Below are 12,518 nucleotides of genomic sequence, written 5' to 3'. Positions count from 1 at the left end.
CCCGCCGGGTCAGGGAACGACAGCGGGGCCTGCCGGATCATCCGGCGGGCCCCTTTTGCATCATGCCCCCAGATAGGCGCGCAAGGCAGGGGGCGGATCGGCGAACAGCGCTGCCGTAGGCTGCGGTGGATGCGCCACCCCGTCGGCGACCAGCACCACATGGTCCGCGAACTGCACCGCATCCGCAGGGTCGTGGGTGACGACCAGCACCGTGCGCCCGCTGGCCGCGAGCCGGTCGCGCACCAGCACCAGCATCTCGCTCCGCAGGGCGGGACCGAGAGCCGCGAACGCCTCGTCCAGCAGCACGATCCCGCGATCCGACAGCAATACCCGCGCAAGGGCGGCCCGGCCCTGCTGCCCGCCGGACAATGCCCCGGGCTTGCGGTCACCCATCCCCGCCAGCCCCACATCGCGCAGGGCGGTGGCAACCTGCGCGCCCTGCCCTGCCGACAACCGCAGACGGGGCGCCAGCGCCAGTCCGACGTTCTGCGCGACGGTCAGATGCGGGAACAGGTTGTGGTCCTGAAACAGCATCACCACCGGACGCGCCCCCGGATCGCGCCCTGCCATATCGTCACCCTGCCACAGGATGCGCCCGGTCACGGGTGTCAGGAACCCGGCGATGGCCGCAAGCAGGGTGGACTTGCCGCCCCCCGACGGGCCGATCACCGCCGTGATTCCCGGTGCGACCGTCAGATCCGCCTGCAGGCGGAACGTGCCTTGGGTCAGGACCACGCCGTCAAACGTCAGCATCCATCCGCCCCCCGCGATCGCAGATCCAGAACGCGCCCATCGCCAGCGCCAGCAGCAAAACACCCGCCCCTGCCGCCGCGTCCATCCGGTAGGCGCCCATCAGACGCGACATCGCCAGCGGCAAAGTCTCGACCGTGTCGCTGGCGAACAACGCGATCACCCCCAGATCGCCGATCGACAGCGCTGCCGTCAGCCCTGCCGCGAACCCCAGCGGACGGCGCAGGCGCGGCAGGATCACCACGCGCAGCAACGCCGCCCCCCGCAGCCCCAGCAGCGCCGCCATCTGGCCATAGCTGGCACGGATGTCGGCCACCGCAGGCGTCAGCACCCGCAGGGCAAAGGGCAGCGCGGTCACCGCATTGACCACCAACGCCACGGGCAGCGCCAGCGCGGTGGGATTGGCAAAGGGCCGGAGCATCACGAACAGCCCGGTGCCCATGACCAGCGCACTCGCCGCTAGCGGCAGCACACCCAGCACGCTGGCCATCCAGCCCCCGCGCAGCGCCAGCGTCAGGGCCAGCGTCAGGCACAGCACCGTCGATCCGGTCGCCACCCCCAGCGACCAGCCCGCGGCGACCCAGATGTCGCCGGGCATCGCCAGCAGCCCCGGCACGCCGCGCCACAGGACCATGCCCAGCGGCAGGGAGAGGAACAGGGCGACGCCTGCCAGCCACAGCCAATCGGCGGGCCTCTGGTCCCACCGCGCGACGACACGGTCCAGCCCGCTGCCGAACCCGTCCACCGGGGTCACCCGCCACGCCACCAGTGCCGCCACCGCGCACAGCGCGAACTGCACGCAGGCCAGCAGCGCCGCACGACCAAGGTCGAAGTCGAACCGCACCGCCTGCCAGATCGCAAGTTCCACCGTCGTGGCCCGCGGGCCACCACCAAGCGTTAGAGCCACAGCAAAGCTGGTCAAGCAGATCAGGAACACGACCAGCAGTGCGCCCGGCACGGTGCGGGCCAGCATCGGCACCTCCAGCAGGCGCCAGACCGGGGCGTTCAACTGGGCGGCCAGCCGGAACCGTTCCGCCGGGATAGCGAGCCAACCTTGCAGCAGCAGGCGCACCGCCAGCGGCAGGTTGAAGAACACATGCGCCAGCACGACGCCCCCCGCGCCATAGATCGACACAGGGGCGACACCGATCTGCGCCAACCCCGCATTCACCAGCCCGCCGCGCCCAAACACCGCGAGCAGCCCCAGCACCGCCACGATCACGGGCAGGATGAACGGCGCGCCCAGCGCCATCACCAGCAGCCCCCGCCCCCGAAAGCTGCGCCGCGCCAGCGCGCGTGCGACGGGCACCGCCAAGGCCACGCTCAGTACGGCCGATGCGACGGCCTGCAGCACGGTGAAGCGGATCGCGGCCCAGTCGCCGGGCGACAGCCCGCGCCCGACCTCTGCCCGCAGGGCGACCGCCAGCAGGGTGCCCAGCGTCAGGGCAGCGACCAGCGCCGCCGCACCCCACGCGGGGAGTTGCCGCATCACTGCGACAGGGCCGTGCGCCATGCCTCGACCAGCGGATCGCGCAACGCACCCGCGTCCTCCGACGACAGCAGCAGACCCTGCGCGGGCACGGTCAGCGTGTCGAACCCGTCGGGCAGGGGCACATCCGTGGCAGGATACATCCAGTTCGTCTCGGGGATGACCTGCTGGAACGCGGGCCCCGCCATGAATGCCATGAACTGGTCGGCAAGTTCGGGCTGGTCCGTCGCCGCCAGCTTGCCCGCCACCTCGACCTGCAGGTAGTTGCCTTCGTCGAACGCCCATGCCGTCTTGGTATCGTCACCCTCGGCGATCAGGTGATAGGCGGGGGACGTGGTATAGGACAGCACCGCATCCGCCTCTCCTGCAAGGAACAGGTTGTAGGCCTCTGTCCAGCCGGGGGTGACGGTGACGATGTTGTCGGCCAGATCCGCCCAGACGCCGGGCGCGTCGTCGCCGTGCACCGCATGGACCCACATCAGCAGGCCAAGACCCGGCGTGGACGACCGCGGGTCCTGGATCACCACCTGCAGGTCGCTGTCCGCCAGCGCCCGGAACGAGCTGACGGGTGCGGTGTCGCGCAGCGCCACGAAGGCGAGGTAGCCCCAGTCGAACGGCAGGAACGTGTCGTCGTCCCACGCGACGGGCAGCGTCAGGTCGGCGACGACACCATGCGGCGCGAACAGGCCTAACGCGCGGGCGGCGGCGGTCAGGTTGGTGTCCAGCCCCAGCACGATGTCCGCGTCGGTCCGGGCGTCTTCCAGTTGCAGACGCGACAGCAGGGCTGCGCCGTCGCCCGCGCCGGTGAACACCAGATCGCAGGCGCATTCCGCCTCGAACGCGGCCTCGATCGCGGGGCCGGGGCCGTAGTCGGTGGTAAAGCTGTCGTAGGTTAGCACGTTCAGCGTAGGCAGGTCCGTCTGGGCCACGGCGGCGGTGGCGCAGATCAGCGCGATGCTTGCAGTGGCACCGACGTTTGCAAGGGTCATGGTCATGGCATCCTCCAAAACGACGGGCGGATTGGGGGGATAGCGGGATTGCCATACCTTCCCTCCGCCGGTCCTAACCGGTTCAGGTTCAACGGGTCCGCTTGCGCATCTCAGCCAGTGAAGGCCCCCCGAGGTAGGATCAGGCTAGCTGTGGCGTGGCCAAATGAAAAGGGGCGCAGTCGCCTGCGGCCCCCTGTTCCGTCGCACGTCCCCGGTCAGGCGGTCTGCGCACCCGGCAGGACCACGTCATCGCCGGTCACGATTCCGGCGTTGGGATCGTCGAACACGCGCTGGTCGAACTTGCCCTCGCCCTTGGCGATGATCGTCGTGACCACCGCGTCACCGGTGATGTTCACCGCCGTGCGGATCATGTCCATCAGCCGGTCCACGCCGAGGATGATGGCGATCCCCTCGATCGGCAGGCCCACCTGCGTCAGCACCATCGTCAGCATCACAAGCCCGACCCCCGGCACACCCGCCGTCCCGATGGACGCCAGCACCGCCATGCCGATCACGGTGACATAGCCACCGATCCCCAGATCGATCCCATAGACGTTGGCAAGGAACACCGTCGCGACCCCCTGCATGATCGCCGTGCCGTCCATGTTGATGGTGGCCCCGAAGGGGATGCAGAACGACGCCACGCCCTTTTCCACGCCCATCCGTTCGGTGACGCACTGATAGGTCACGGGGATGGTCGCGTTCGACGACGCCGTCGAGAACGCAAATATCTGCGCGGGGCGCATCTTGGCCATGAACGTCAACGGGTTCAGACCGCTGAGCAGCCTCAACAGGCCCGGCAGTGTGATGAACAGGTGCACGAACAGCGCCCCCACCAGCGTCAGCACATAGGCGATGACGGGGATGAACAGCCCCAGCCCCTGTTCGGCGAACGTCTTGGCGATCAGGGCAAACACGCCGTAGGGCGCCACGCGCATCACCAGATCGACGATCTTCATCATCACGTCGTTCATGTAGTCGCAGGCGGCAAGGAAGGGCTTCGACCGGTCGCCCAGCATCAGCACGGCGACGCCCAGCACGACGGTATAGAAGATCACCTGCAGCATCGCGCCGTTGGCGAACGCTGCCACCGGGTTCCTCGGGATCACGTCGGCGAAGGTCGCCCAGACGCTGGGTGCCTCGGCCGCCGCGACACCGGTGGTGTCGATGCCGGTCATGTCGAACCCCTGCCCTGGTCCGATCAGCGTCGCCAGCACCAGCGCCACGGTGATCGCCAGCCCCGTGGTGAAGATATAGAGGCCAAAGGATTTCGTCCCGACCCGTCCCAGCACGCGCACGTCGCCGATACCCGCCACCCCGGTGATGAGCGAGAAGAACACCAACGGCACGACCAGCATGTTCAGCGCGTTCAGGAACATGTCACCGATCATGTCGAAGAAGCCCGCGACGATATGCGTGTCGATGAATGCGGAATCGAGCGTGTCGAAGGCGACGCCGACCACGATTCCCAGCCCCATCGCAATGATGATCTGCATCGTCAGCGACATCTTCTGCCCGCCCTGCGGTGGTGATGTGACCGTTACATCCGCCATGTGATGACCCCTCCCAAGCCTGCTACCGACTATTTACACCTTAAAGCTGGCACAGATTGTCGCAGATGGCGATGGCAACATTCACCATGGCGCACGGCGCGGGTGGGGTCTGCCCGAATTGAACCCGCGCCAGCGATGGGCTAAGCCGCTGATGCAATCAGCGGGGCAATCCATCCATGTCGGTCAACACTTTCGGTCATCTGTTCCGGTTCACCACATGGGGCGAAAGCCATGGCCCCGCCCTTGGGGCGACCATCGACGGCTGCCCGCCGGGGGTGGCGCTGGACCCTGCGATAATCCAGCACTGGCTGGACAAGCGGCGGCCCGGCCAGAACCGCAACACGACCCAGCGCAATGAACCCGACGCGGTGGAAATCCTGTCCGGCGTGTACGAGGGGCGCACGACCGGCACGCCGATTCAGCTGATGATCCGCAACACCGACCAGCGGTCCAAGGATTACGGCGATATCCTGAACACCTTCCGCCCCGGTCATGCGGACATCACCTATCACCAGAAATACGGCCTGCGGGATCCGCGCGGCGGCGGCCGGTCGTCGGCGCGCGAAACGGCGGCGCGGGTGGCGGCGGGCGGCGTGGCACGGGCAGCGCTCGGCGTCGTCGCACCGCAGGTGACTGTCACCGGCTACATGGTGCAGATGGGCGACCGCAGGATCGACCGCAGCCGGTTGGACATGGACCAGATCGCGCGCAACGACTTCTGGTGCCCAGATGCGGTGGCCGCGGCAGAGTGGGAGGATTACCTCACGTGGCTGCGCAAGGACGATCACAATTCCGTCGGCGCGATCATCGAGGTGGTGGCCAGCGGCGTGCCCGCCGGCATCGGTGCGCCGATCTATGCCAAGCTCGATACCGATCTCGCCGCCGCGATGATGAGCATCAATGCCGTGAAAGGCGTCGAGATCGGTGACGGAATGGCCGTCGCAGCCCTGACCGGGCGCGACAATGCGGACGAAATCGCGATGGGGTCGGATGATCCTGTCTATTCCAGCAACCATGCGGGCGGTATTCTGGGTGGGATCAGCACCGGGCAGGACGTGGTGGTGCGGTTCGCCGTGAAGCCCACCTCGTCGATCCTGTCGCCGCGCCGGTCGATCACGATGGACGGTCAACCGACCGAAGTGATCACCAAGGGTCGCCACGACCCTTGCGTCGGTATCCGCGCGGTCCCGGTAGGAGAGGCAATGATGGCCTGCGTCATCCTCGACCACATTCTGCTGGACCGGGGGCAGACGGGTGGGGTGCGCGGCCGGATCGGGTGATCCGACCGCGCCGTCAGATCAGGCCCAATAGCCGGGCATGCCGTAGTGGTCGTGCAGACGCGTCTCGTAATCGCGGTTGCGATTCCAGTCCTCGGACCGCTCCGGTGCGCCGGTCAGCTGGTCGTTCGTCAGGTTGGTGACGTAGCCGTCCAGTTCGCGGTCGTAGCGCAGGGATTTCCACGGCAGCGGATGCTCTTCCGCGCCCATGCCCAGAAATCCGCCGTAGTTCATGACCGCATAGGCCACGTTGCCTGACGGCTTGTCGATCAGCAGATGGTCGATGTGGCCGATCTTCTCGCGGTCGGCCCCATAGACGTTCGCGCCGTTGACCCTGTCGGTCGTGATGAGGTTGGTATCGGTATCCATGACGGTTCCTCCTGTCATCGTGTGAGGAGGAAACCCCGAACGCCGCACCCGGTTTCAGGTGCCGCCGCGCAAATCCGCGAAACCCTGACCCAGATCAGTCGGTCCATTCCGCCGCGTGATCCTTCAGATAGCTCAAAAAGGCCTGCACCTTGACGCTGCGGTGCAGGTCGACATGCGTCACAAGCCACAGTTGCGTGGACCATTCGTCCAGCGTCGGCACCACGGGCCGCAGGTTGGGATAGAGCCGCAGTTCCAGTTCCGACATGAACCCGATCCCCGCCCCCGCAAGGATCGCCTCGGTCATGATCCGCATGTCGGTGGCGCGCAGCACCATGCGGGCTGGCCCCACCTGTTCGTGCAACCACCGCCAGAACGGGGCGCGGTGCGGCTCTTCCACATGGCTGACGAAGATGTGGTTCACCAGATCGTCCACGCCGGTGGGCATGCCATGCAGGGCGATGTATTCGTCCGACGCCACCAGCGCGATGCGCTGCTTGATGAAGTGCTGCACGACGTTGTCAGGCTCCGACGGCTGCGCGCCCGCACGCACCGCCACATGCGCCTCGCCATACTCCAGCCGGAACACCCGGTCGCCTGTCAGGAACTGCAACCGGATCTCGGGGTACTCGCGCTGAAAGCCGACCAGCACCGGCATCAGGACGGGGCTGAGCGAGTTGAGCGAGGTCACGACCAGATCGCCGCGCACGCCGTCGCCGAGGCCCTTGATCCGGCCCGCCAGTTGCGTGAACTGTTCGTCTGTGGCCTGCGCCACCCGCAGCAGATCGACGCCAGCCTCTGTCGGGGTGTAACCGCGGGCGTGGCGCTGGAACAGCTTGACGCCCAGCCGCCCTTCCAGCGCGTCGATGTGACGGATCACGGTCGCGTGGTGCACGCCAAGGCTGTCGGCGGCCCCGCTGACGGTCCCGGCGCGGGCCACCTGAAACGCGGTGCGGATCTCGTCCCAGCTGTCCATCTGCGCGCCCCTGCCCCGTGTCTTGTGCTGGCGCAAGGCTTCGGCATTTCCGCAAGCCTTTGCAACGCCTAATCGACGCAGGCATGCCCTGCCGCTTGACCGGCGCAGGCACAGGGCCAACATGTCACCCATGCACTCGCTGTCCCAACACATCGCCATCCTGCAGGCCCGTCTGGTGCAAAAGCCGCTGTTGGCGCTGGTGCGCAATCCCGTGGCCCTGCGCCGCCTGTTCACGCTGAACGCCGTATTGGCCATCCGGACCCCCCCAGGCCTGCGGCAAGAGCGCCTGTCCCTTGGCCCCCGCAGTGCCACGGCCTGCACCATGGGCGACGGTGCTGGACATGGCACGCTGCTCTATCTGCATGGCGGCGCCTTCGTGCTGGGCAATCTGCGCGGGTATCGCCACCTTGTCGCACGTCTGGGACAGGCGGCGGGGATGCGGGCGGTGTTCCTGAACTACCGCCTTGCCCCGGAACATCCGTTTCCTGCCGCCGTTGAGGATGCAGAGGCGGCGTGGCGCGCCCTGTCCGCCGACCCGGCCAACCACCCGTTGGCGATCGCAGGCGACAGTGCAGGCGGCAACCTCGCGCTGGCGTTGCTGCATCGCATCCTGGCAAACGGTCTGACACGGCCCTGCGCCGTGGCTGTTCTGTGCCCGGTCACCGACCTGCGCCTGCAGAACCCGTCGCTGGTGGCCAACCGGCGCCATGACGCACTGGTGTCGACCCGCTGGGGCGCACGCAGCGTTGCGGCCTATCTGAACGGCGCGGACCCCGCGCAACCGGACGCCTCGCCGATCCTTGGCACCTATACGAATGGCCCCCCCGTGCTGATCCACACCGACACGACCGAAGTGCTGCACGACGACGCGCGCCTGATGGCCGACCATCTGACGGCACAGGGCGTGGACGTCACCCTGACGGCCACGACCGGCCTGCCCCACGTCTGGCACATGGCCGTCGGCCGCACGAAAGAGGCGGACGACAGCGTCGAAGCCGTGGGCCGGTTCCTGTCGCAGCATGCCGCAAAGGTGCCCGCATGACCGCCGCCATCACCCTCTTGCGGGCGGTGCTGACCGCAGCCTTCCTCTACTACGGCCTGCGCAAGCTGACGTCCGGTGCCGCCGACGTGGCGATCTACGACGCCATCGGCTTCGGCCAGTGGCCCCGCTATGTCACCGGCACGGTCGAGGTGGTGTGCGCCATCGGCCTTTGGGTGCCAGGGCTGCAGGGGTTCGCGGCGCTGGGGCTGATGGCCACGGTGATGATCGGCACGCTGACGCTGCTGGTGTTCACCACACTGCCGTTCTGGCACCTGATCCTGCTGACGGTCGGCGCCGCAATGGTGGCGCAGGCCTACGGCGCCCAGATCGGGCGGCTTTTGCCCCGCGCTTGACTCGGCAGCCGTCACCCACTAACTGACCGTCACACCCGGAAGCCTTGCCTTCCGGTCCTTTGGCTGACCAAAGGATCGCCCTCCGTCAGCGCGTTGCGCCCACGGGGGCGCTACCGCATTCCTCGTCCGACCCCGCAACGGGCCGGGCCCCGTCACGAAAAGGCGCATGCCGATGTTCGAGAGCCTCTCCGACCGCCTGTCCGGCGTGTTCGACAAGCTGACCAAGCAGGGCGCGTTGTCGGACGACGACGTCAAGACCGCACTGCGCGAAGTGCGCGTGGCCCTGCTCGAGGCGGACGTGTCCCTGCCCGTCGCGCGCGATTTCGTCGCCGCCGTGCAGGCCAAGGCGACGGGTCAGGCGGTCACGAAATCCATCACGCCGGGTCAGCAGGTCATCAAGATCGTCCATGACGAACTGGAACGCGTGCTGACCGGCGACACCGATCCCGGCGCGCTCAAGATCGACAACCCGCCGGCCCCGATCCTGATGGTCGGCCTGCAGGGATCTGGCAAGACGACGACCACCGCCAAACTGGCGAAGCGCCTGAAGGAGCGTGAGGGCAAGCGCGTGCTGATGGCGTCCCTCGACACCAACCGCCCCGCCGCCATGGAACAGCTCGCCATCCTTGGTGCGCAGATCGGCGTCGACACCCTGCCCATCGTCAAGGGCGAGACGCCGGTACAGATCGCGAAACGCGCCAAGACGGCGGCCAGCCTTGGCGGCTACGACGTCTACATGCTCGACACCGCGGGCCGCCTGCACATCGACGCCGAACTGATCGCGCAGGCCGCTGCCGTGCGCGATGTCGCCAATCCGCGCGAGACTCTGTTGGTCGTCGATGGCCTGACCGGTCAGGACGCGGTGAACGTGGCGCAGGAATTCGACGCCAAGATCGGCGTCACCGGCGTCGTGCTGACCCGGATGGACGGCGACGGTCGCGGCGGTGCGGCCCTGTCCATGCGCGCCATCACAGGAAAGCCGATCCGCTTCGTCGGCCTCGGCGAAAAGATGGACGCGATCGAGACGTTCGAGCCGCAGCGCATCGCGGGCCGCATCCTCGGCATGGGCGACATCGTGGCGCTGGTCGAAAAGGCGCAGGCGACGATCGAGGCCGAGCAGGCTGAAAAGATGATGAAGCGGTTCCAGCAGGGCCGGTTCAACATGAACGACCTCAAGATGCAGCTCGACCAGATGCTGAAGATGGGTGGGATGCAGGGCATGATGGGGATGATCCCCGGCATGGGCAAGATGAAGGGCCAGATGGATGCCGCCGGCATCGACGACAGCATCCTGCGCCGCCAGATCGCCCTCATCAACTCCATGACGAAGAAGGAACGCGCCAACCCCGACCTGCTGGCCGCGTCGCGCAAGAAGCGCATCGCCGCCGGTGCGGGCCTCGAAGTGTCGGAGTTGAACAAGCTCGTGAAACAGCACCGCCAGATGGCCGACATGATGAAGAAGATGGGCAAGGGCGGCATGCTCAAGAACGCCATGAAGCAGATGATGGGCAAAGGCGGCATGCCCGACATGAACGACCCCGAAGCCATGCAGGAGGCCGCCAAGGCGCTGCAGGGCAAGATGCCCGCCGGTGGCTTTGGCCTGCCGGGCATGGGCGGCGGCATGAAGTTGCCCGCGAATCTGTCGGGCTTCGGCAAGAAGAAATGACGATGCACGACCCCGCCCTCGCTTTTTCCGAAACACTCCCGCCGGAGGCCCGCGTCGCCCTTGGCGATGCGGATACGCGTGCGCTCACAACAGCCCCCACACTGCGCACCGGGCGTCTGACCCTGCGCGGGCCGGTGCGCGAGGATCTTGCACCGTTCACCGCCTGGATCACGGCGTTCGACCGGATGGCCGTGTTCGGCGGCAACGGCTCGGTGGATGCGGCGTGGCGCGGGTTCATGGCCGGGATCGGCCATTGGCATTGGCACGGCTACGGCTTTTTCATGATCACCGACACCACGACCGGCGAGGTCTTGGGCCGGTGCGGCTTGTTGCGCCACCATGGCTGGCCGGAAACCGAACTGGCATGGCACCTGTTCGACGGGGCCGAAGGACGCGGCGTGGCTTTCGAGGCGGCGGTCGCGGTTCGGCACTGGGCGGGCGAAACGCTTGGCCTGCCGCCGCTCGCGTCCTTCATCACGCCCGACAATGCCCGCAGCCTGTCGCTGGCCAACCGCCTTCATGCCACGGCGGAATCCGAAGGCGCAGTCGACGGCGACACCGTCGTCATCCACCGCCACCTGCCCTTCGACGCAGCCCCGGCACTGGCGCAGCACGAGGAGGCCGGAGCATGACCACGCTGCAGACCAGCCGCCTGACCCTGCGCCATCCGGATGCGGGCGACTGGGGCGCCTTCCGCGACTTCATGATGTCGGACCGGGCCGCTCAGTTCACGCAGAACGGCGATCTGGGTCGCGCCTGGCGCAGCTTTGCTGCAGAACTGGGGCACTGGGACATCTTCGGCTATGGCATGTGGGCCGTCACGCTGCGCGGCGACCGCACAGCACTTGGCCTCATCGGCCCGTGGACGCCCCCGGACTGGCCGGAACCGGAAATCGGCTGGATGATCTTCGATCCGGCCACCGAAGGCACCGGCATCGCGACGGAAGCCGCGCGCGCCAGCCTGACCTATGCGTTCAACGCGCTCGGCTGGACCACCGCCGTCAGCTACATCCACCCGGACAACGCCCGGTCCATCGCGCTGGCCGAACGGCTGGGTGCGGTCCGCGACGCAAGTGCGACGCGCCCCGCCGCCTATCCCGACAGCGCCGTCTGGCGTCACGCCGCACCGCATACCGCGTAACCCCACAGGAAGATCGCCATGACCATGCACCCTTGGGAACAGCCCCCCGCCGGACAGGCCGCCATTGCCGCCGACCGCGTGTTTCAGGCACTGCCGCGCATCGCAACGGACCGCACCTTTCTGCGCGGTCCTTATATGGAGGATTTTGACGCCTTCGCCGATCTGGTCACGTCCGACCGGGGCCGCTACGTGTCCGGCCCGCTGACCCGCGAAGGGGCGTGGGACGATTTCATCCAGCTGACCGCCAGCTGGATCCTGCGCGGCTGCGGGCTGTGGACGGTCGAGCATCAGGACGACAAGCGCATCCTCGGCTTCGTGCTGCTGGGCCACGAGACGGGCGATCCCGAACCGGAACTCGGGTTCCTGTTCACCGCAGAGGCCGAGGGGCAAGGCTATGCCTATGAGGCCGCCGAAAAGGCGCGCAACAACGCATGGAACGCGCTGAGCTTCGACACGCTGGTCAGCTACATCGACCCGGACAACGCCCGCGCCATCGCACTGGCGCAGCGTCTGGGGGCCACGCGCGATCCGCACAAGACGCACGACGCCTGCGAAGTCTGGCGTTATGCCCGGCCAGAGGTGGCGCTGTGACCGACGACACCGCCCGCGCCGCCGCCGTATTGAAGGAGCATCGCGCCAGCATCGACCGGCTGGACGCGATCCTCGTCTATACGCTGGGCGAACGGTTCAAGCATACACAGGCCGTGGGTCGGCTGAAGGCGGAACACGCCCTGCCCCCCTCGGACCCCGCGCGCGAGGCGACGCAGATCGCCCGCCTCACCGATCTTGCGCAACAGGCCGATCTGGACCCTGAATTCGCCAAGAAATTCCTGAACTTCATCATTCAGGAAGTCATCCACCACCACGAACAACATCAATCCTGACGGCATCCGCCGTTACCTACGCCAAAGAAGGA

The 12,518-nt window shown here is 67.4% G+C and carries 14 protein-coding genes and 1 riboswitch; of the genes, 8 read left to right on the top strand and 6 right to left on the bottom strand.

Annotated elements, in window-relative coordinates; genetic code table 11:
- Positions 1-60 precede the first annotated feature (60 nt).
- The 4 genes from BMX16_RS07595 to BMX16_RS07580 form a co-directional block, all read right to left on the bottom strand.
- The gene (locus BMX16_RS07595) at positions 61-753 is read right to left on the bottom strand and encodes a thiamine ABC transporter ATP-binding protein (protein WP_089901241.1); all 693 of its coding nucleotides are present in this window, start codon (positions 751-753) and stop codon (positions 61-63) included.
- A complete protein-coding gene (locus tag BMX16_RS07590) occupies positions 740-2,263 on the bottom strand; it encodes an ABC transporter permease family protein (RefSeq protein WP_089901150.1) in 1,524 nt (507 codons plus the stop codon). The genes BMX16_RS07595 and BMX16_RS07590 overlap by 14 nt, the downstream gene beginning before the upstream one ends.
- Entirely contained in the window at positions 2,239-3,234 is a 996-nt protein-coding gene (gene thiB / locus BMX16_RS07585; RefSeq protein ID WP_425434013.1) for a thiamine ABC transporter substrate binding subunit, read from the bottom strand. The genes BMX16_RS07590 and thiB overlap by 25 nt, the downstream gene beginning before the upstream one ends.
- Before the next feature lie 36 nt (positions 3,235-3,270).
- A riboswitch (TPP riboswitch) is annotated at positions 3,271-3,369 on the bottom strand.
- Between the two features lie 74 nt (positions 3,370-3,443).
- The gene (locus BMX16_RS07580; RefSeq protein WP_218139850.1) at positions 3,444-4,781 is read right to left on the bottom strand and encodes a dicarboxylate/amino acid:cation symporter; all 1,338 of its coding nucleotides are present in this window, start codon (positions 4,779-4,781) and stop codon (positions 3,444-3,446) included.
- Positions 4,782-4,957: 176 nt separating this feature from the next.
- On the opposite strand from BMX16_RS07580, the gene aroC reads away from it, so the two are divergent.
- Positions 4,958-6,061 carry a chorismate synthase gene (gene aroC, locus BMX16_RS07575; protein ID WP_089901144.1) on the top strand — a complete coding sequence of 368 codons (1,104 nt, stop codon included), beginning with the start codon at positions 4,958-4,960 and terminating at the stop codon, positions 6,059-6,061.
- An 18-nt stretch (positions 6,062-6,079) separates the two neighbouring features.
- Here aroC and BMX16_RS07570 read toward each other — a convergent pair whose 3' ends face one another.
- Positions 6,080-6,427 (bottom strand): PRC-barrel domain-containing protein, encoded by a 348-nt coding sequence (locus BMX16_RS07570; protein WP_177174603.1) that lies wholly within the window; start codon positions 6,425-6,427, stop codon positions 6,080-6,082.
- A 94-nt stretch (positions 6,428-6,521) separates the two neighbouring features.
- Positions 6,522-7,400, bottom strand: coding sequence for a LysR family transcriptional regulator (locus BMX16_RS07565; RefSeq protein WP_089901138.1), 879 nt, complete (start codon positions 7,398-7,400; stop codon positions 6,522-6,524).
- Between the two features lie 121 nt (positions 7,401-7,521).
- Here BMX16_RS07565 and BMX16_RS07560 point away from each other — a divergent pair, with 121 nt between their 5' ends.
- The 7 genes from BMX16_RS07560 to BMX16_RS07530 all read left to right on the top strand — a co-directional run bounded on the left by BMX16_RS07560 (position 7,522) and on the right by BMX16_RS07530 (position 12,486).
- Positions 7,522-8,442 (top strand): alpha/beta hydrolase, encoded by a 921-nt coding sequence (locus BMX16_RS07560; RefSeq protein WP_089901135.1) that lies wholly within the window; start codon positions 7,522-7,524, stop codon positions 8,440-8,442.
- Positions 8,439-8,795: a DoxX family protein gene (locus BMX16_RS07555; protein WP_089901132.1), complete on the top strand. Its 357-nt coding sequence runs from the start codon at positions 8,439-8,441 to the stop codon at positions 8,793-8,795. Before BMX16_RS07560 ends, BMX16_RS07555 begins: the two co-directional genes overlap by 4 nt.
- Before the next feature lie 172 nt (positions 8,796-8,967).
- Complete coding sequence (ffh, locus tag BMX16_RS07550) at positions 8,968-10,461, top strand: signal recognition particle protein (protein WP_089901128.1); 1,494 nt, start codon at positions 8,968-8,970, stop codon at positions 10,459-10,461.
- Between the two features lie 2 nt (positions 10,462-10,463).
- Positions 10,464-11,093: a GNAT family N-acetyltransferase gene (locus BMX16_RS07545; RefSeq protein ID WP_089901124.1), complete on the top strand. Its 630-nt coding sequence runs from the start codon at positions 10,464-10,466 to the stop codon at positions 11,091-11,093.
- Complete coding sequence (locus BMX16_RS07540) at positions 11,090-11,602, top strand: GNAT family N-acetyltransferase (protein ID WP_089901121.1); 513 nt, start codon at positions 11,090-11,092, stop codon at positions 11,600-11,602. The genes BMX16_RS07545 and BMX16_RS07540 overlap by 4 nt, the downstream gene beginning before the upstream one ends.
- A gap of 18 nt (positions 11,603-11,620) precedes the next feature.
- Positions 11,621-12,193: a GNAT family N-acetyltransferase gene (locus BMX16_RS07535; RefSeq protein ID WP_245731413.1), complete on the top strand. Its 573-nt coding sequence runs from the start codon at positions 11,621-11,623 to the stop codon at positions 12,191-12,193.
- A complete protein-coding gene (locus BMX16_RS07530) occupies positions 12,190-12,486 on the top strand; it encodes a chorismate mutase (protein ID WP_089901117.1) in 297 nt (98 codons plus the stop codon). Before BMX16_RS07535 ends, BMX16_RS07530 begins: the two co-directional genes overlap by 4 nt.
- Positions 12,487-12,518 lie beyond the last annotated feature (32 nt).

Source organism: Loktanella fryxellensis (genome assembly GCF_900110065.1).
Lineage (GTDB): Bacteria > Pseudomonadota > Alphaproteobacteria > Rhodobacterales > Rhodobacteraceae > Loktanella > Loktanella fryxellensis.
The sequence above is the reverse complement of the archived record's forward strand: the minus strand, read 5'-3'. Positions and strand labels throughout refer to the sequence as shown.